The 17,643-nt window shown below is 66.9% G+C and carries 14 protein-coding genes and 4 pseudogenes; 7 read left to right on the top strand and 11 right to left on the bottom strand.

Features of this window, described 5'->3' with window-relative positions:
• Window position 1: 1 nt before the first annotated feature.
• Window positions 2-772, top strand: a pseudogene (locus ACPEE0_RS16990) (M23 family metallopeptidase); the annotation flags it as partial.
• Between the two features lie 74 nt (window positions 773-846).
• On the opposite strand, the gene ACPEE0_RS16985 reads toward ACPEE0_RS16990, so the two are convergent.
• Complete coding sequence (locus ACPEE0_RS16985) at window positions 847-1,476, bottom strand: hypothetical protein (protein WP_424575341.1); 630 nt, start codon at window positions 1,474-1,476, stop codon at window positions 847-849.
• Between the two features lie 129 nt (window positions 1,477-1,605).
• Between ACPEE0_RS16985 and ACPEE0_RS16980 the strand changes: the two genes are divergently transcribed.
• Together ACPEE0_RS16980 and ACPEE0_RS16975 are read left to right on the top strand one after the other, a co-directional pair.
• Window positions 1,606-2,121 (top strand): glutathione peroxidase, encoded by a 516-nt coding sequence (locus ACPEE0_RS16980; RefSeq protein ID WP_424574924.1) that lies wholly within the window; start codon window positions 1,606-1,608, stop codon window positions 2,119-2,121.
• Window positions 2,122-2,280: 159 nt separating this feature from the next.
• A complete protein-coding gene (locus ACPEE0_RS16975) occupies window positions 2,281-3,210 on the top strand; it encodes a phosphodiesterase (protein WP_009358461.1) in 930 nt (309 codons plus the stop codon).
• A 90-nt stretch (window positions 3,211-3,300) separates the two neighbouring features.
• Here the strand turns inward: ACPEE0_RS16975 and ACPEE0_RS16970 are convergent.
• A pseudogene (locus tag ACPEE0_RS16970) lies at window positions 3,301-4,961 on the bottom strand (stealth family protein).
• Window positions 4,962-4,987: 26 nt separating this feature from the next.
• Complete coding sequence (locus ACPEE0_RS16965; protein ID WP_424574922.1) at window positions 4,988-5,917, bottom strand: hypothetical protein; 930 nt, start codon at window positions 5,915-5,917, stop codon at window positions 4,988-4,990.
• Between the two features lie 147 nt (window positions 5,918-6,064).
• Here ACPEE0_RS16965 and ACPEE0_RS16960 point away from each other — a divergent pair.
• Together ACPEE0_RS16960 and ACPEE0_RS16955 are read left to right on the top strand one after the other, a co-directional pair.
• Window positions 6,065-6,363, top strand: a pseudogene (locus ACPEE0_RS16960) (type II toxin-antitoxin system VapB family antitoxin).
• Window positions 6,356-7,036, top strand: coding sequence for a LytR C-terminal domain-containing protein (locus ACPEE0_RS16955; protein ID WP_424574921.1), 681 nt, complete (start codon window positions 6,356-6,358; stop codon window positions 7,034-7,036). Before ACPEE0_RS16960 ends, ACPEE0_RS16955 begins: the two are co-directional and overlap by 8 nt.
• A 33-nt stretch (window positions 7,037-7,069) precedes the next feature.
• Here ACPEE0_RS16955 and ACPEE0_RS16950 read toward each other — a convergent pair whose 3' ends face one another.
• Both ACPEE0_RS16950 and ACPEE0_RS16945 read right to left on the bottom strand, forming a co-directional pair.
• Window positions 7,070-7,720, bottom strand: coding sequence for a TetR/AcrR family transcriptional regulator (locus tag ACPEE0_RS16950; protein WP_009358466.1), 651 nt, complete (start codon window positions 7,718-7,720; stop codon window positions 7,070-7,072).
• A 53-nt stretch (window positions 7,721-7,773) separates the two neighbouring features.
• The gene (locus tag ACPEE0_RS16945; protein WP_424574920.1) at window positions 7,774-8,472 is read right to left on the bottom strand and encodes a DsbA family oxidoreductase; all 699 of its coding nucleotides are present in this window, start codon (window positions 8,470-8,472) and stop codon (window positions 7,774-7,776) included.
• A gap of 219 nt (window positions 8,473-8,691) precedes the next feature.
• On the opposite strand from ACPEE0_RS16945, the gene ACPEE0_RS16940 reads away from it, so the two are divergent.
• Window positions 8,692-9,753: a glycosyltransferase family 4 protein gene (locus ACPEE0_RS16940; protein ID WP_354177245.1), complete on the top strand. Its 1,062-nt coding sequence runs from the start codon at window positions 8,692-8,694 to the stop codon at window positions 9,751-9,753.
• Window positions 9,754-9,810: 57 nt separating this feature from the next.
• A pseudogene (locus tag ACPEE0_RS16935) lies at window positions 9,811-11,948 on the top strand (glycogen debranching N-terminal domain-containing protein).
• Between the two features lie 4 nt (window positions 11,949-11,952).
• On the opposite strand, the gene ACPEE0_RS16930 reads toward ACPEE0_RS16935, so the two are convergent.
• Genes ACPEE0_RS16930 through ACPEE0_RS16905 form a run of 6 tightly spaced genes read right to left on the bottom strand, consistent with a single transcriptional unit; the run spans window position 11,953 to window position 17,628 of the window.
• Window positions 11,953-12,486 carry a GNAT family N-acetyltransferase gene (locus ACPEE0_RS16930; protein WP_407708925.1) on the bottom strand — a complete coding sequence of 178 codons (534 nt, stop codon included), beginning with the start codon at window positions 12,484-12,486 and terminating at the stop codon, window positions 11,953-11,955.
• Between the two features lie 31 nt (window positions 12,487-12,517).
• The gene (locus ACPEE0_RS16925; protein ID WP_407708926.1) at window positions 12,518-13,534 is read right to left on the bottom strand and encodes a Gfo/Idh/MocA family protein; all 1,017 of its coding nucleotides are present in this window, start codon (window positions 13,532-13,534) and stop codon (window positions 12,518-12,520) included.
• A 3-nt stretch (window positions 13,535-13,537) separates the two neighbouring features.
• Entirely contained in the window at window positions 13,538-14,539 is a 1,002-nt protein-coding gene (locus tag ACPEE0_RS16920) for a sugar phosphate isomerase/epimerase family protein (protein WP_424574919.1), read from the bottom strand.
• A gap of 1 nt (window position 14,540) precedes the next feature.
• Window positions 14,541-15,734, bottom strand: a complete 1,194-nt coding sequence (locus ACPEE0_RS16915) for a Gfo/Idh/MocA family protein (RefSeq protein WP_424575297.1) — start codon at window positions 15,732-15,734, stop codon at window positions 14,541-14,543.
• Between the two features lie 17 nt (window positions 15,735-15,751).
• Window positions 15,752-16,885: a Gfo/Idh/MocA family protein gene (locus tag ACPEE0_RS16910; RefSeq protein WP_424574918.1), complete on the bottom strand. Its 1,134-nt coding sequence runs from the start codon at window positions 16,883-16,885 to the stop codon at window positions 15,752-15,754.
• Window positions 16,882-17,628: a sugar phosphate isomerase/epimerase family protein gene (locus ACPEE0_RS16905; RefSeq protein WP_424574917.1), complete on the bottom strand. Its 747-nt coding sequence runs from the start codon at window positions 17,626-17,628 to the stop codon at window positions 16,882-16,884. The genes ACPEE0_RS16910 and ACPEE0_RS16905 overlap by 4 nt, the downstream gene beginning before the upstream one ends.
• Between the last annotated feature and the right edge of the window lie 15 nt (window positions 17,629-17,643).

Here is a 17,643-nt window from a genome sequence, read left to right as displayed (position 1 = left end):
CATGGGCAAGAATCGGGGATCCGGTGCGGGCACAAAACCCCCGGGTACACGCCGGCCCACTGTCCGCGTCCTGACGGCTGCCGGTGCTTTGGCCGTGTCCTTCTCCACCTTGAACCTGTCGGATGGCCGCGAGGCGCAGCTGTTGCCGGCGGTCTCCGGGACGCCCGCGGAAAGCCCTGCGGCTCCGGCAGGGAAACCTGCCCCCCCCGGTCCTGGAAGCCAGGCCGCCGAGCCAGCGGGAGTGGTGCTCCGGGGAGCGGAAGGCCCGGACCTGGACTCCCTCCCGCATTCCATACCCGCCAACCCGCAAGCCGTGGTGTCGTTCCCGCGGCCGGTGGTCACCGGTTCAGGTCCCGAGCGGCCTTTGCCAGTGGAAGTTGGCTACAAAGGGGTTGGAAGGCCCGCTGCCGGATACCTTATGGCGCCCTTGGAAGTCTTGAATCCCAGCTCACCCTTCGGGTTCCGGATAAGCCCACTGACCGGAACGGCCGGCGACTTCCATCTGGGACAGGACTATGCAGCCCCCTGCGGAACCGGGGTTTACGCTGCAGACTCCGGTGTGGTCCGGGCCGCGGGCTGGCATCCTTGGGGCGGTGGCAACCGGGTGGAGATCGACCACGGCAACGGCCTGGTGACCACGTACAACCACCTCGAATCGCTGGCGGTCCGCAGGGGCGATAGCGTGCAGGCAGGCCAAGTCGTTGGGCGGGTGGGCAGCACAGGCTGGTCAACCGGCTGCCATCTGCACTTCGAAACCATCTTGAACGGCTGGCATGTAAGCCCCTTGAAGTGGCAGTTCGTGGGCCTCACGGCGCTCGCTGGTGGTGGCCTCGAAGAGTCCTTGTCCTATGTCCCGGGCTCTGGTTCACCGGCTGATTGGCTTGACTGGACCCTGCCTGGAATCAAGGACACGGAGCCGACGGTGCAGCCAGCCGAGCCGGAGCTGCCGACGCACTCCGAGGCGGAAACCCCTTCAACTTCGCCTACCGAGCCTGCGCCGTCACCTACTGAACCGACGCCGGCCCCCACCGAGCCGACCCCGGCGCCCACTGAGCCGTCTGCCTCGCCGACCGAGCCGTCAGCGTCTCCCACCGAGCCGACCCCGGCGCCCACTGAGCCGTCTGCCTCACCGACCGAGCCGTCAGCGTCTCCCATCGAGCCGACGCCGGCCCCCACTGAGCCGACGCCGGCGCCCCCGGAGCCGTCTGCCTCGCCGATCGAGGCAGCACCGACCGAGCCAGTGCCGACGGAGCCAGTGCCGACGGAGCCTGTGCCGACTGAGCCGGTGCCGACGGAGCCTGTGCCGGCTCCGGTTGAGCCGGCACCGACCGAGCCTGTGCCGGCTCCGGTTGAGCCAGTGCCGACTGAGCCGGTGCCCACCGAACCCGCGCCGGCCCCCGTCGAACCGGCACCCACCGAACCGGCACCCACCGAACCGGAACCCACCGAACCGGCACCCACCGAACCGGCACCCACCGAGCCCGTAACGCTGGAACCAGCGACGCCGGAACAAACCGCGGCACCAGTCTCCTAGAAGAGGGCAGGTCCCGCGGAAAAGTCGGCAGGCCAACCCGTACAGGGGCTGACCTGCTCCGAATTACAGGTGTGAACAACTTTGTGCGGACCACATCCCCGGTGTCCCTGTACCCCATCCCGCTGACCCTGAATGACGGAACCGAGACGGAGTTCGGACGGTTCAAGGGGAAGGTGGTGTTGGTGGTCAACGTCGCCTCCAACTGCGGTTTCACTCCCCAGTACGCCGGGCTGGAAGCCCTTTATGGGAAGTTCCGCGACCGCGGCTTCGAGATCCTCGGCGTCCCGTGCAACCAGTTTGCCGGCCAGGAGCCGGGCAGCGACACCGAGATCGCCGAATTCTGCCAGCGGAACTTTGGCGTGACCTTTCCCCTGACGGAGAAGGCCAGGGTGCGCGGCAAGGGGCAGCACCCGCTGTACGCGGAGCTCACCAAGTTCAAGTCCGGGCTGCTGCCCGGGCTGGTGAAGTGGAACTTCGAGAAGTTCCTGGTGAACCGCGACGGCGAGGTGGTGGACCGCTTTGCCCCCACTACGGAGCCGGACTCGGCTGAAATTATCGACGCCATCGAGAAGGCCCTTGGCGATTGACCGGCCCTGAGGCGAATAAAATGCGCAGAAGCGCAGTTCTTTTATCTTTTTCCACATCGGCTACGGCGATTTGCCCAAAGTTTGCCAAATGTCTGATTGGATAAATATTACTGAAAGGTACCAGGGAAGAGCGGCTTCCCACCGACCACAGAGGTAGCAATGGAGCACATCGAGGCCGAACATCCCCGGCCACGCCACTTCCTACTCCACTTGAGTGATCCCCACCTGTTGGGGGGTCCGGACCCCCTGTACGGCGTTGTTGACAGCGAAGCCCGCCTCATCCAGCTCTTTGACGAGGTCAAAGCATCCGGGGCGCGCCCTGAGGCTGTCATCTTCACCGGCGATCTCGCAGACAAAGGCCATCCCGAGGCGTACCGGAAGCTGCGCGCCATCGTGGAGCCCGCGTGCGACGAGATGGGCTCGCAGGTTATCTGGGCCATGGGCAACCACGACAACCGGGCGAACTTCCGGAAGGGCCTGCTGGACCAGCCAGGGAATGACGCGCCCGTGGACCAGAGCTACTTCATCAACGGCCTGCGCGTCATCACCCTGGACACGTCGGTTCCCGGGTTCCACCACGGCGAGCTGAGCCAGTCCCAGCTGGAATGGCTGGCCCGCGAACTGGAGACCCCGGCTCCCGACGGCACCATCCTGGCACTGCACCATCCACCTGTCCCGTCGGTCCTGGACCTGTCGGTGCTGGTGGAACTGCGGGACCAGGCCTCGCTGGCCGCCGTGGTGCGCAACTCGGATGTCAGGACCATCCTGGCCGGCCACCTGCATTACTCCACCACCGGCACCTTCGCCGGAATCCCTGTCTCCGTGGCTTCGGCGAGCTGCTACACCCAGGACCTGAATGTCCCGGTGGGTGGCACCCGCGGGCAGGACGGCGGGCAGGCCTTCAACCTGGTGCACGTCTACGAGCACACCATCGTCCATTCGGTGGTTCCGCTGGGCAGTTCGACGACGGTGGGCGAGTACGTGACCCCCGAAGAGACCGCGCGGCGGCTGGAGGCCGCAGGGGTCCGGATTCCCGAGACCACCAAGCAACGCAGCGGAGCCCGGCTGGGCGCGTCCTCCAGCAGGTAAAACTCGGGCAGGTCGAAGAAGCAAAAAGATGGCCGGTCCCGTTGACGTCGGGACCGGCCATCTGTTTGTGCCGTGCAGGGAGTGCGCGTGCTACTTCTCCCAGGGCGCCTTAACGGGGAAGTACTTCTCCAGGAAGTCGGTGACTACTTCGGCCCGCTCGTCAGCGTCCACCTCGGGGAAGCTGCCGTCGTTGAGGCAGAAGAAGTCCATGTTCCGCTTGGCCAGCAGCTTGGGAAGGTAGTTCAGGCCGGCGCGCATGGTGGTATCCACGTAGCGGACCTTCGCGGCCGTCTGGGTGACCGCGCGGCCGGTCAGCAGCGCGTAGTAGTGGTAGAAGGAGTTCGTGACGGAGATGTTGTCCGCGGCGCGGAACCGGCTGGCCGCAGTCTTCCGGAACTCCTCGGGGAACTCGTGCTCCATGGTGGCCACGACGCTCCGGCGGAGCGGTGCGGCGCAGTGCTCGAGGTGCCGCGTGGTGATCCGGCCGAACCGGTTCCACAACAGCTTGCGGTTTACCCGGGCGGCGTTCTCGAAGCCGCTGCGCTCTGCCGCGTTCTCGCCCAGGCCGATCCGGGTTTCCGCCTCAATGAACTTGGTGATCCCGCCGGGGGTGAAGAACAAATCCGGGCTGACGGGCCGGCCAAAGAACATGTCGTCATTGGAGTAGAGGAAGTGCTCCGAGAGCCCCTCGATGTGGTGCAGCTGGCATTCCACAGCCTGCGAGTTGTGCGTGGGCAACACTGTCGGGTCGCTGAAGAACTCTTCGCTCCGGACGATCGTCACGGAGGGGTGGTCCGCCAGCCATGCAGGGGCAGGGGAGTCCGTGGCGATGAAGATGCGGCGGATCCAGGGCGCAACATGTAGACGGACCGCAGCGCGTACTTCAGTTCGTTGATCTGCCGGAAGCGTGCCTCGTGGTCGTCGCCCTCGCCGAGGACATGGCCTTTTTGCTGGGCGCGGCGGGCAGCAATGTACTCCGGGGAACTGCCGTCCACCCAGGAGAACACCAAATCGATGTCGAAGCTGATGTCGCTGGCGTGGTCCGCGAACATGTTCTCGATGGTGGGCCAGGTGTGGCCGTAGCGCTCCACCGTCCCGCGGACCGCGTCCTGCCGCAGCAGGGTCCGGCGCGTCAGGGAGTTCTCGATGGGAAGGATGATCTCCTCGCCCTCGAAGGACCAGAGCTCGATCTGCACGCCGGCAGAAGCGCCGAACTCGAAGCCGCCCCCGGGTTCCACCCGCGGCCGGTACAACCGGAAGATGCGTGCCTGGCGGCTGGTGGAAAGCTCGCCGTCGGCTACAAGGACGGCGGTCTTCTTCTTGGCATCCACCGTCATGGAGTAGAAGGGCTCGTCCCGGCAGGCCTCAACCAGGGCAGCGCGCAGCTTCTTCCTGTCCTTCCAGTCCAGGGCGATGACCGGGCGGTCATTGTTGCCGCGGACCAGCAGGTAGGCCAGGCCGGACTCCGCGAGGACGTTCCGCAGAAACAGCAGGTCCTCCACCATGGCCTGGTAGTGGGTCCTGTTGTAGTTGAGCAGGGCATAGCGGCCCTTGTGCCTGATGACGTCGGGGCGGTGCTTCAGGCGCCGTTCCGCAGCAGCGGAGGTCGCCTCCTCGTGGAATTGTTCCTCTACGGACGCCTGGCCACCGAAGTAGATTTCGTCCTGAACCGGTGCTTCTGTAATGGTTATCTCCGTGCTGGTGAAGTATGCGTTCCTACCTGCATGATAGCCCCGCCCGGGAAACGGCATGTTTCGGCCGGCCGGCGGCCACGGCCCTAGACGCCCAGCGCCTCCCGCCAGCTGCGCAGGAAAGCGCCGCCGGCGTCGTCGTGGATGACCGTGGCTTCGAGCCCCAGGTCTGCCGCGGTGAGGACTTCGTACGGTTTCGCCGGAACACCGTCCGCGGGACGGACATCCACGTGCTTCACGGCATGGTCGTTGTGGTGCAGCCAGTCCGCCATGGCGTAGTCCGTGCGGGAATCGCCCACCGTCCGCCAGGCCTCGGGGGTGATGCCCTGCGCTGCCAGCAGTTCCACGGCCCGGCTGGCACCGAGGTCCTTGCCGAGGCGGATGGACTCGATGTCGGTGGAGATGATGGTGGGGTCCACGCGGTAGTCCACCTCGTCGTCGGAATTCGGTGCATGGTGGTCCAGCCGGACCACGCCCAGCCCGTGCCGTGCCATCAGGTCCATGGCATCGGCGTCGAACAGCTTCTGCTCCGCGAGGTACTCGGCGCTGGGGACCTCGATGTGCTGCTCCACGGACACCATGGCCCGCTTGGTCTCGTCGAAGAACATGTGCGCGGCGTAGTCCTCGGCGACCAGCCGGCGGACGTCGTCCCCGTAGGCCGCAGGTACGGCGAGCTCACGGTCCACATGGATGGGGCCGGGGCCGGCGGAGGTGTAGCTGAACCAGACCGCGCCCTTTTCGCAGACGGCGTGGATGATGGTGCCACCGGGAATTCCGGCCTCGATCATCGGGGCCATGACCTGTTCCCGGATGAAGGCGTCCGAGCGGCCCGTGTTGAAGACGACGGGGATCCCGGCCGTGGCAAGGGCCACCAGGTCGCTGATGATCTCCGGTTTGACGTCCCGCGTGACCGGGCTCGCCACCGGACCGTCAACGTCCAGCAGGAGCGCCAGCGGCGGGGTGGAGGGCGTGCGGACGCCGGGCACGGGCATGGCAGGGGACTCGGATGCTGTCATGGGGCCTATTCTTTCAGCAGCGCCCGGCAGTTCCTGAACGGGCGACCGAAGATCACCGGTTGTGACATGGTCACTGTTTGGCCACAACCTGCCGGGGGCGCGGCCGGGCACTTTCGCTCCGGTTGGCGGGATGCCTAGGGTTGCAGGGTGATATTCAAAGCTGTGGGCGAGGGCCGCCCTTACCCCGACCATGGTTACAGCACGCCAAAGGAGTGGGCGTCGCTGCCGCCGCGGCCGGTGCGGCTGGACGAGCTGGTGACCACCAAGCGCACCCTTGACCTGGAGGCCCTGCTGGCAGAGGACTCCACCTTCTTCGGCGACCTCTTTCCGCATGTGGTTCAGTACCAGGGACCCTGTACCTGGAGGACGGCCTGCACCGGGCCGTCCGGACGGCACTGCACCAGCGCACCGCGATCCACGCCCGGGTCCTGGTGCTCGATGGCTAGGAAGAGGAAGGTGCAGGATGCCAGCATCCTGCACGGCCACCACGTGGTGAGCGGTCCGGAACTGCGGGCCACATTCGACGCGGCGGCCCTGGACGCCGACGATACCGCCAGGGTGCGCCGCAGGGTGCTCCACGGCATTGTGCTGGTGCTTCTCATCGGCGTGATCGCCGCGGGCATCATCACGGCCCTGGCGATCATCAACGGCCGGTTCTCCATTCCAACAGCCGAACCGGCCGAGGAAAAAGTCTCCACCTGCCCCGCGGCCACGTTTGACTACACGCCACCTGAGCAGATCAACCTCAATGTCTACAACTCCACCAGCAGGCCGGGCCTTGCCCGGTCCGTGGCGGACGAGTTCCTGGCGCGCAAGTTCGTGGTGGCGGACGTGGGCAACATCGATGCAGGCTACCGGGGCGTGGCGGCCGTGATCTCGGGTGCAGCCGGACGATCGGCCGCCTTCAGCGTGCAGCGGAACCTGCCGGGTTCGGACTACTTCCAGGACGGCAGGACAGACGGCAGCGTGGATGTGATCCTTTCCCAGGATTACCGGGCCCTGGCACCGCCCGACCTCGTGGACCAGACACCCGGCACGCTCAGCTGTCCGCGGGAAAGCCGCCGTGTTGCGGATGACGACAGGTGGCCGGTCATGCCGTCCGCGGCGCCGGTGTCCTGAAGTGCCGGCGTCCTGAAGCGCCGCTCCTGAAAGTTAGCCCGCCACGGCGGGAAGCTGGGCGATCCGCACGGGGTGGCCCTCGTCGTCGAACCTTGCCCCGGCGCCCAGCTGGATGAACCGCACAGTCCTGGCCACGCGCGCTTCCAGCTCAGCCGGCTCGTCGCTGCCCCTGGCGGCACTGGAGGAGAGCGTCCCCAGGATCAGCTGCGCCTGCTGCCCGATGTCCGCCACCGGGAGGTAGCCCTGGTCCATTCCGTCGCGCAGGATGCCCTGCAGCAGCACGCTCAGCTCGCCCACATGGTCGGCAAGTTTTGCAAAGGACGACGGCGACAACACGGCGCCCATGGCGGGTCCCGGAGGCAGGTGGCGGCGGCTGAGGTCCACCACCTGGGCGCGCACGTACAGCGCGAGCCGCTCCACCGGGTTGTCCAGCCGGTCCAGGGCCTCGCGCAGCTCCGTGAGGAACTTCTCCGTCTCGTCCAGGGCGTACGAGATCAGCAGTTCCTCGATGTCCGCGTAGTAGTTGTAGACGGCGGTCCGGCCCACACCGGCGTGCCGGGCCACGTCCGTCATGGTCAGGCCGGGAAGGCCGTGCGAGAAGAGGAGTTCACCGAAGGCCGTGAGGATGCGCCGCTGGGTGTCCGCCCGCTGCTCGGCGTTGCTGGCCGCTGAAATCCTTGGCATACAGACACTTTACCGCTGTGTGTCAGTAAACCAGTTGCGGGACGTGCCCGAATTCAGACCGTGCAGCCGTCGGGGCCGCAGGCGTCGCCCTCGCCCGAGTTCACCAGTACCAGCGGATTGGCATCCTGCCAGGCCTGGTCCAGCGCAGCAGTGAACGTCGCTGCGGGCTGGGCCCCGGAAAGTCCGAACTTCCGGTCGATGACGAAGAACGGGACGCCGCTGATGCCCAGGGACCGCGCCTCTTCAACATCGGAGCGGACATCGTCGGCGTATTTGTCCGTGGTGAACAGTTCCTCGAGCTCGCCGGAGGGAATGCCCAGGTCCTTGCCCAGCGAGGCCAGGTACTCCCGGCTGCCGATGTCCTTGCCGTGCTCGAAATGGTCGCTGAGCAGGCGCTCCTTGGCAGCGTCCTGCCGGCCGTGGGCGGCGGCGAGGTGGATCAGGCGGTGCGCCATGAAACTGTTCGCCACCACCACCTTGTCGAAGTGGTAGTCCAGGCCCTCGCCGCTGGCCTGCTGCGCGACATGGTCGAACATCTGCGAAACCTGCTGTAGCGGCATCCCCTTGCGCGTGCTCAAGTACTCCAGCTCCGTGCCGTCATAGTGGTCCGGAAGGGTGGGGTCCAGCTGGTAGCTCCGCCACGTGACCTCCACCGCGTCGCGATGGGGGAACTCGGCCAGCGCGGCCTCGAAACGGCGCTTGCCAATGAAACACCACGGGCAGGCCACATCTGACCAGATCTCAATCTTCATGGTGTGAACAACCGCCCGGCTGGAGCAGCCATTCCGGAAGGTGCGTGTTAGATACCCCACACTGGGTCTTGTGGCCGGGCCGATCCTGGGCAATAGTCTGATATAGGTCAAGCAGAGGCCATTGTTCTTCCAAACACCGCCGGATGGATTGCAATGCCCCCTGCGGTGTCACGTGTCTGGTTAGCTGGGGAGCCCGGCCACATCACCTGGAGGCCAGGAATGCGGATTGGACTTATTGCAGGACCGTGGATTCCCATTCCACCGGTCACCTACGGCGGAATTGAAAGGGTTGTGGACAGCCTTGCCCGGGGCTTCACGGCAGCCGGGCATGAGGTGCTGCTGGCGGCACCCGCGGAAAGCACCTGCCCCGTCCCGCTGGTCCCGGGAATGAGGCCGGCGCTCCGCGACGCGCTCGGTTCCACCATGTCAGAACTCAGCCATGTGATCCGGGCCTATGAGGGGCTGGGCGGCGTGGACATCATCCACGACCACACGCTGGCGGGGCCGCTCTACGCCCGCCGGGCCAAGGACATTCCCGTGGTGACCACCATCCACGGCCCGCTCAATGCCCTGGCTGTCGACCTTTACCGCGCCATGGCCAGGGACACCGCCATCATCGCCATCTCGCGTGACCAGTCATCCCATGCCCCGGACGTCCCGGTCACCCAGGTCATCCACCACGGCATGGACGTCTCCGCCGTTCCGGTCGGAAGCGGCAGCGGCGGCTACCTGTGCTTTGTGGGCAGGGCATGCCCGGACAAGGGCCTGCTGGAAGCCATCATGATCGCCCGGCAGGCAGGGCTGCCCCTGCGGATTGCCCTCAAGATGCATGAGCCTGACGAAATCCGCTACTTCCGCCAGGAAATCGAACCGCTCCTGGGACCCAACGAAGAGTTCGTGGGGGAAGTGGACGACGCAACCAAGTACCGGCTGATGGGCGAAGCCGTGGCCTTCCTCAACCCGATCCAGTGGTCGGAGCCGTTTGGCCTGGTGATGATCGAGGCGCTCGCCACCGGAACCCCCGTCATCGGCACTTCGATAGGATCGGCGCCCGAGATTGTGGAACACGGCAGGACCGGTTTCCTGGGCAGCACGGAAACCTTGGCCGGGTTCGTCGAGGCTGCCGCAGGGCTGGACAGGGGCCGCTGCAGGGCCTCGGTGGAACAGCGGTTCAGTGCCGGCCGGATGGTGGCGCAGCATTTGCGGCTCTTCGGTGAACTCCTTGGCGGCAGATCGCCGTCGGGGGTTCCGGATGCGGCGGGCCTGCACCAGAATCGTTAAGGGCGGGCGGGCAACCGGTCCCGGCAGCACCCGCCGCTGGAGATAGGGAGTCCGTCCATGACCGCCTGGAACGAAGACAACGAGGCATCCGTCTCCGACTCCGGTTCCGTGACCATCCTTGAAGGCTCGTCGTTCTGCATCTCGTCCGGAAGCGGTGACATCAGTCCCGACGGCAGCGCGAACGGCGTGTTCTTCCAGGACACCCGCATTATTTCCGGCTGGGTCCTGCGCATCAACGGCGCCCTGCGGGAACCCCTGGTGGCTCAGCGGCCGCATCCTTTCGAGGCAACGTTCGTGGGCAGGGCAACCTGGCCTGGGGGACGGTTTGACAGCCCCTTGGTGGTCCGGCAGGTCCGGCATATCGGGCCGGGACTCCAGGACGACATCACGCTGGAGAACTTTGCCGCCGAACCGGTGGAATGCGATATCGAGCTCCTCGTGGATGCGGACCAGGCCGACCTCTTCGACGTGAAGGGCGCCCGGACCAGCGGTGTTGACGACGCGACCCGTGAGGTGGTGGACGGCAGGCTCGTCATCGAAGCCAGCCGGCACGGCCAGCAGCGCGGAACGGTGGTCAGTGCCAAAGGCGCGGCCGTCAGCACGGACGGGCTCCGTTTCCGTGCCACCGTCCCGGCCCGGGGCAAGTGGGCCGTCAGCATCATCGTCGTGCCGCTGGTGAACGGGCAGCCGCCCGAGAAACCGTTCCGTGACGGGCAGTTGCCCCACCACCGTGAGGGCGTCCGCCGGCACCTGGACTGGGAAGAAGGCGTACCGCGGCTCAGCATCGAGGACGTCAAGCTGCAGGAACTGCTGAACCGGAGCCAGCGGGACCTGGGTGCGCTGCGCATCTTTGACGCCCACCATCCGGAACGCGCGGCAGTTGCCGCCGGCGCCCCGTGGTTCATGGCCTTGTTCGGCCGGGACTCCCTGCTCTCGTCCTACATGAGCCTGCTGGTCAACCCCACCTGGCCGCAGGTACGCTCCAGACCCTGGCGGGGATCCAGGGGAAGAAGGTTGACCCGGACTCCGAGGAGGAACCCGGCCGCATCCCGCACGAGGTCAGGCTGGGCGTCACCGCCGGACTGTCCCTGGGCGGTACCGCCTACTACGGAACGGCTGATGCCACGCCGCTCTTCGTTGCCCTTTTGGGCGAACTGAGCCGCTGGGGGCTTTCCCGCGACGTGATCCGGCCGCTGCTGCCGCACGCGGACCGGGCACTGGACTGGATTGAACAGTACGGCGACCGGGACGGCGACGGGTTTGTGGAGTACTGCCGGCCCAACGCCCACGGCCTGGTCAACCAGGGCTGGAAGGACTCCTGGGACGGCATCAACTTTGCCGACGGCACCATGGCCGAAGCCCCCATCGCCCTGTGCGAAGTCCAGGCCTACGTCTACGCCGCCTACATCGGCAGGTCACTGCTGGCCCGCTGGGACGGCGACGTGGCGCTGGAGAACCACTGGGCGGACCGTGCAGCCGAACTGAAATCTGCCTTCAACGAGAAGTTCTGGCTGCCTGACAAGGGGTACTTCGCCGTCGCGCTGGACAAGGACAAGCGCCAGGTGGATGCCTGCACCTCCAACATGGGCCACTGCCTCTGGACCGGGATCGTGGACGAGGACAAGGCGGCGTCCGTTGCCGAACACCTGATGTCACCGCAAATGTTCACCGGCTGGGGGATCCGGACGCTGGCCTCCGACATGGGGGCCTACAACCCCGTTAGCTACCACAACGGCTCCGTCTGGCCCCACGACACCGCCCTGGCGGCCACCGGCCTGATGCGCTACGGCTTTGTGGACGAAGCCAAGCGGGTGGCCAAGGGGATCTTCGACGCCGCCGAGCATTTCGACGGCCGGCTGCCCGAGCTCTTCTGCGGCTTCGACCGGGGCGAGTTCCCCGGGCCGGTGCCCTATCCCACTGCCTGCTCGCCGCAGGCCTGGGCGGCGGCCGCGCCGGTCCAGCTGGCCCGCGTGCTGCTCCGCTTCGATCCCGTCTACACCCGTGGTGTGGTGCACTTGTCACCGATCCTGCCGGAATCCGTGGGCGAGTTCCGGGCCGAGAACGTGCTGCTGGACACGTCCCGGATCACCATCAAAGCCCGCGGGGCTGAGGGCAGCATCGACGGGCTGCCGCCGGGCGTAAAGCTGCTGCCGGTTCCGCGCCCGCCCTTGGCTTACCCGCCCGAAGGCTACTGAGGAACTACGGGACTTCACGCTCCAGCACGAAGTCGTGTTCCACGGTCCTGCCCAGCTGGAAGGACTTGGTGCCCACCTTGCGGAACCCTGACTTCTCATAGAAGCGGATGGCCCGGGCGTTCTGGCTGTTGACGCCAAGCCACGCCCCGGCGCCGCCGGCGTCGGCGGCTGCCTGGAGGCTGGCGTGCATCAGCTCGGCCGCCGCACCCAGGCCGTGGTGCTCGGGGTGCACGTAGCACTTGCTGACCTCTACGGACGGCAGCAGGGTGAGCGCGGAGGCCACGTCCGGGTCAGCAGCCGGGCGGTTGACCAGCAGGCTGTACCCGTTGAGCCGGTGGCCGGAGTCCAGCACCAGGATGGTGACGTCCGGGTCGGCGAGGTAGCCGCTGAAATGCCGCTCGGTGAGCGTGTTGGCCAGGTGGGCGGAGATGTCTTCGGGTGACGACGACGGCGGGCAGGCCAGCGGGAAGGTGACGGCCGCCAGCGCGGCCAGCGCCCCGGCGTCGTCCGGTGTTGCCTTGCGGATGGTGTGGCTCATGGTGCCCTCCATCCTAAGGGTGCCCTCCATCCTAAGGCTGCCTGTCGGCGTCGTAGGTGAGCCCGATCTGGCGCCGGACCTCGTCCAGGGCGGCCATGATGGCCACGCTCTCGCCGGGCGGCAGCATGGTGCCCGCGGTCAGCCCTTCGCGGACCAGCCGTTCGAGTTCCGCGGCCTGGTACTGCATGCCCCGGCCCTGCACGGGCTCGTTGAACTGCTCCAGGATGTTTCCCGATACGTCATACCGGGTGAACGGGGTGGGGGTGTACCAAACGGATTCGATCTCCACCCAGCCGCCGGTGCCGATGATGGCTGCCCGGTTGTTCCCCGCAGTATCCAGCGCGCAGTCCACGAGGGCCTGCTGCCCGTCCGCATACTCAAAGATGGCCGCCGTCTGCCGGTCCACCCCGGTTGCGGTCATCGCAGCGCTCGCAAGTATCCGGTGCGGGGCACCGAAGACGTCGAAGGAAAACGACACCGGATAGACGCCCAGGTCCAGGAGGGCGCCGCCGCCCAGTGCAGGATCATTGAGCCGGTGCGCGGGGTCTTTGGGAAGGTCCTGGTTGTGGCTTGCCACCACCTTGCGGACCTCGCCAAGGACCCCGCCGGCCACGATCTCGCGCAGCCGTGCCATATGCGGCAGGAAACGGGTCCACATCGCCTCCAGCGCAACCAGGCCCTTCCCGGCGGCAAGGTCCACGATCTCCTGCGCCTGCCGGGCGTTGATGGTGAAGGCCTTCTCCACCAGCACATGCTTTCCCGCGTTCAGCGCCAGCAGGGCGTTTTCGTGGTGGAACACGTGGGGAGTGGCAACGTACACGACGTCGACATCCGGGTCGGCCGCCAGGTCCTCGTAGCTGCCGTGGGCTGTGGGAATGCCGAACCGTGACGCGAATGCCTGGCTCGTTTCCAGGGAACGGGAGCCCACCGCCTGGACCGCGAACCCGTTGTCCACGAGGTCCCGTACCTGCAGGTCGGCGATGAAGCCGGTGCCGAGGATTCCCCAGCGGAGCCGGCCGTCGGAGGTGCCGCCGCTGTGGTTCGGCACGGCCTAGTCCTTGCTGCTGAAGGCGGCGTCGAAGGATGCGGTGGAGGCGGGGAAGTCGTATTTTTTGAGGTTGGCGAGGGCTTCGGGGGCGCCGTGGAGGCGGTCCATTCCGGCGTCTTCCCATTCGACGCTGATGGGGCCGTTGTAGCCGATTGCGGCGAGGGCGCGGAAGGATGCTTCCCATGGGACGTCGCCGCGGCCGGCGGAGACGAAGTCCCAGCCGCGCCGGGGGTCGCCCCAGGCGAGGTGGGAGCCCATGACGGTGTTCCGGCCGGTCTGTCGGACCTTGGTGTCCTTGCAGTCCACGTGGTAGATCCGGTCCTTGAAGTCCCAGATGAAGGAGACGGGGTCGATGCCCTGCCACGTCATGTGGGAGGGGTCCCAGTTCAGGCCGAATGCTTCGCGGTGGTTGATCGCTTCGAGGGTGCGGACGGTGGTCCAGTAGTCGTAGGCGATCTCGGACGGGTGGACTTCGTGGGCGAAGCGGACGCCGCATTCGTCGAAGACGTCCAGGATGGGGTTCCAGCGGTCGGCGAAGTCCTGGTAGCCGGCGTCGATGACTTTTTGCGGGACGGGCGGGAACATGGCCACGTACTGCCAGATGGCGGAGCCGGTGAAGCCGACGACGGTGTCCACGCCGAGGGCTTTGGCGAGCCGGGCGGTGTGTTTCATTTCCTCGGCGGCGCGGGTGCGGACGCCTTCGGGTTCGCCGTCGCCCCATACTTTGGAGCGGACGATGCCCTGGTGCCGGAAGTCGATGGGGTCATCGCAGACGGCCTGTCCGGTGAGGTGGTTGGAGATGGCCCAGACCTTGAGGTTGTATTTGTCCAGGACCTCAAGCTTGGATTCGACGTAGCCGGGTTCGTCCCAGCGCCAGGCGTCCAGGTGGTCGCCGGAGACGGCGATCTCGAGGCCGTCGTAGCCCCAGCCGGAGGCGAGTTTTGCGACTTCCTCGAAGGGCAGGTCGGCCCACTGGCCGGTGAACAGGGTGAACGGGCGGGGCATGTCAGGCTCCTTTGGAGGTTCTGTCGGCAACAGGGACGAGGGCACTCTTCGTGGCGGCGGATTCCTCCACGGCGTTGAGGATGTACTGGACGTTCAGTCCCTCCTCGAACGACGGCGAGGGCTGGCTTCCAGCCTGGATGGCGGTGAGGAAATCGCGGATCTGGTGGGTGAAGGTGTGTTCCCAGCCGATGATGTGGCCCTGCGGCCACCACGCGTCCAGGTAGGGATGGTCCGGTTCGGTGACCAGGATCCGCCGGAGGCCCTGTTCGCGGGCCGGGGCGGTGGCGTCCTGGAAGCCGAGTTCGTTCAGGTTTTCCAGGTCGAAGTGGATGCTGCCCTTGTCCCCGTAGATCTCGAGTCTCAGGCTGTTCTTCTGTCCCGTGGCCACCCGGGAGGCCTCCACCGAGGCGATGGCTCCGGAGGCGAGGGTCAACGTGGCCCAGGCGGCGTCGTCGACCGTCACGTCCTCGGGGCCGTCCGGGCCGGGGCGGCGGTTCACGAAGGTCTGAAGCCGGCCGGTGACCTCGGTGACTTGGCCGCCGAGCAGGAACAGGACCTGGTCCACCGCGTGGGAGGCGATGTCCCCGAGGGCCCCGGACCCTGCGGTCTCTTTGCGGAGCCGCCAGGTCATGGGTGCCTGCTCGTCGGCGAGCCAGTCCTGCAGGTAGGCGGCGCGGACGTGCCGGACCGTTCCCACCCGGCCTTCGGTGATGAGTTCCCTGGCCAGGGCCAGGGCGGGCACGCGGCGGTAGTTGAAGCCGACCATCGACTGGACACCCCGGGTGCGGGCGGCTGCCGCGGCGGCGGTCATGGCCTCGGCCTCGGCGAGGGTGTTGGCCAAGGGCTTTTCCACCAGGACGTGCTTGCCCGCCTCGAGCGCGGCGATGGCGATCTCGGCGTGCATCCAGCCGGGGGCGCAGATGTCAACGATGTGGATGTCGTCCCGGGCAATCACCTCGCGCCAGTCCGTGGCGGACTCTGCCCAGCCGTACTTCGCTGCGGCCTCCGCCACCTGCCCTGCATCCCGGCCAACCAGGACCTTCTGCTCGATCGCCGGGACGTCGAAGAAGCTGGCAACGTTCCGCCATGCGTTCGAATGGGCCTTCCCCATGAACGCATAACCGATGGCGGCGACGCCCAGCGGACCGTTGGTGCCCGGACCGTTGGTGCCTGTTCCCTTGGCGCCTGGTTTCATGGTCCCTGATGCCTGGCTCATGCGGTGCCGCCCAGGGTCGAGGTCTCCGGTGCCCAGTCTTCGGGCAGGGGAGCGGAGGCCGGGGCGGAGCTTTCGACGTCGACGAAGGTCCCGGATTCGATGGACTCGGAGATGGAGACCATGCTGTCCAGCACGTGGTAGGCCAGGTGGCCGGTGGCGCGGTGGGGGACACCGGCGCGGAGGGAGCGGGCCAAGTCCAGGACCCCCATGCCGCGGCCGTTGGCCGGGCCGGTGGCCGGAATGGTGGTCCAGTCCTCGTCACCGGCGCGCCAGAGCCTGATGTCGCCGTCGAAGTTGTTGGGGTCCGGCAGGGAGATGGTGGCCTCTGTGCCGGTGATTTCAACGAAGCCCATCCGGACCCGGGGGGACTCGAAGGAGAAGACGCTGTGCGAGGAGGCGCCGGACTCGAACTGGGCCATGGCCGAGACGTGGGTAGGAACTTCCACGGTGAACTCCTCGCCGGCCTTGGGGCCGGAGCCGATGACGCGGACCTCCTTGGCCTTGGAGCCGACGGCGGCAACCTTGCGGATGGAGCCGAAGGCCTGGACCAGCGTGGTGAGGTAGTGGGGCCCATGTCGAACAGCGGGCCTGCCCCGGACTGGAAGAGGAAGGCCGGGTTGGGTGCCATGATTCCGGGCCCGGGTCTGGAACGTGGTCATCGCGGTCAGCGGCGTGCCGATGTCGCCGCGCTGGATGAGCCGGAGGGCGGTCTGCAGGCCGGCGCCCAGGAACGTGTCCGGTGCGCAGCCGAGCCGGATCCCGGCAGCGTCGGCGGCCTTGAGCAGGCCCAGCCCGGATTCCCGGTCCAGGCTGATGGGCTTTTCGGTCCAGACGTGCTTGCCCGCGTTCACGGCTGCCGTTGCCACCTCGACGTGGGCCGCCGGGATGGTGAGGTTGACGATGATTTCGACGTCGGGGTGGTTCAGCGCCTTCTCCACGCCGCCCCACTCGGGGATCCCGTATTCGGCGGCCCGGGCTTCCGCGGCCTCCTCGAACAGGTCCGCGATGACGTGGACTTTCAGGTCGGGGAAAACCGTGAGGTTGTCCAGGTACTGCTTGCTGATGTTGCCGGCGCCGATGACGCCGACACCCACCGGACCCCGGCGGGAAGAGGCTGCGGGGCTGCTCATGCCTTGATCCCTTCGCCGGAAGCGGTCAGGAAGGACAGGCTTTCGGTGATGCCCTCGAAGATATCGCCGGCGTAGTCGTCGAACTCCACCACGCCCACCTCCAGGGATTTTGCCGCGGCGATCACGTCCATGACCGGGACTTTCCCCTGCCCGGCGGGCTGCTGGGCCTTGGTGTCGGCGGTGAGGGGGCCGTCCTTGATGTGGATGAACTTCACCCGGTCGCCGAGCCTGGCAAGGATGTCCACCGGGTCCTGGCCGCCGACCGCCACCCAGTAGGTGTCCACCTCCAGGACGAGTTCCGGATCGAGCAGTTCCGTGAAGTATTCCAGTGCGGTCCTGCCGTCGATGATGGACTCCAGCTCCCAGGCGTGGTTGTGGTAGCCCACCCGGACACCGTATTCCGCGCCTTTCCGGGCCGCTGCGTTGAGCGCGGCGGCCGTGGCCTTGATGGATTCGGCATCCTGCCACCGCTCCGCCGGAATGTAGGGTTCGATGACCGTCCGGATGCCCAGTTCCCTGGCCGCGGCGAAGATCCCGTCCTGGTCCTGGCTCAGCAACGGGGCGTGGCCGGAAGGCGCGGTGAGCCCGTTTTCCCTCAGCGCGGCGCCCAGTTCCTTGGCGGTGGCAACGAAGTTGTAGGGCTCCACCTGGGAGAAACCGATCCCGGCGACCCTCCTGATGGTGCCCGGCAGGTCCCTCGAGATTGCGTCGCGGACGGTGTACAGCTGAAGTGCGTAGGACATGGTGCTCCTGGCTTC

Source organism: Arthrobacter sp. SD76, from assembly GCF_049726125.1.
GTDB lineage: Bacteria > Actinomycetota > Actinomycetes > Actinomycetales > Micrococcaceae > Arthrobacter > Arthrobacter nitrophenolicus.
The sequence above is the reverse complement of the archived record's forward strand: the minus strand, read 5'-3'. Positions and strand labels throughout refer to the sequence as shown.

Excerpts from the sequence above, each read along its gene's own strand:
- ACPEE0_RS16975 (WP_009358461.1), top strand. The coding sequence starts at position 2,281 with ATGGAGCACATCGAGGCCGAACATCCCCGGCCACGCCACTTCCTACTC.
- ACPEE0_RS16965 (WP_424574922.1), bottom strand. The coding sequence starts at position 5,917 with ATGACAGCATCCGAGTCCCCTGCCATGCCCGTGCCCGGCGTCCGCACG.
- ACPEE0_RS16955 (WP_424574921.1), top strand. The coding sequence starts at position 6,356 with ATGGCTAGGAAGAGGAAGGTGCAGGATGCCAGCATCCTGCACGGCCAC.
- ACPEE0_RS16950 (WP_009358466.1), bottom strand. The coding sequence starts at position 7,720 with ATGCCAAGGATTTCAGCGGCCAGCAACGCCGAGCAGCGGGCGGACACC.
- ACPEE0_RS16945 (WP_424574920.1), bottom strand. The coding sequence starts at position 8,472 with ATGAAGATTGAGATCTGGTCAGATGTGGCCTGCCCGTGGTGTTTCATT.
- ACPEE0_RS16940 (WP_354177245.1), top strand. The coding sequence starts at position 8,692 with ATGCGGATTGGACTTATTGCAGGACCGTGGATTCCCATTCCACCGGTC.
- ACPEE0_RS16930 (WP_407708925.1), bottom strand. The coding sequence starts at position 12,486 with ATGAGCCACACCATCCGCAAGGCAACACCGGACGACGCCGGGGCGCTG.
- ACPEE0_RS16920 (WP_424574919.1), bottom strand. The coding sequence starts at position 14,539 with ATGCCCCGCCCGTTCACCCTGTTCACCGGCCAGTGGGCCGACCTGCCC.
- ACPEE0_RS16915 (WP_424575297.1), bottom strand. The coding sequence starts at position 15,734 with ATGAAACCAGGCGCCAAGGGAACAGGCACCAACGGTCCGGGCACCAAC.
- ACPEE0_RS16910 (WP_424574918.1), bottom strand. The coding sequence starts at position 16,885 with ATGAGCAGCCCCGCAGCCTCTTCCCGCCGGGGTCCGGTGGGTGTCGGC.
- ACPEE0_RS16905 (WP_424574917.1), bottom strand. The coding sequence starts at position 17,628 with ATGTCCTACGCACTTCAGCTGTACACCGTCCGCGACGCAATCTCGAGG.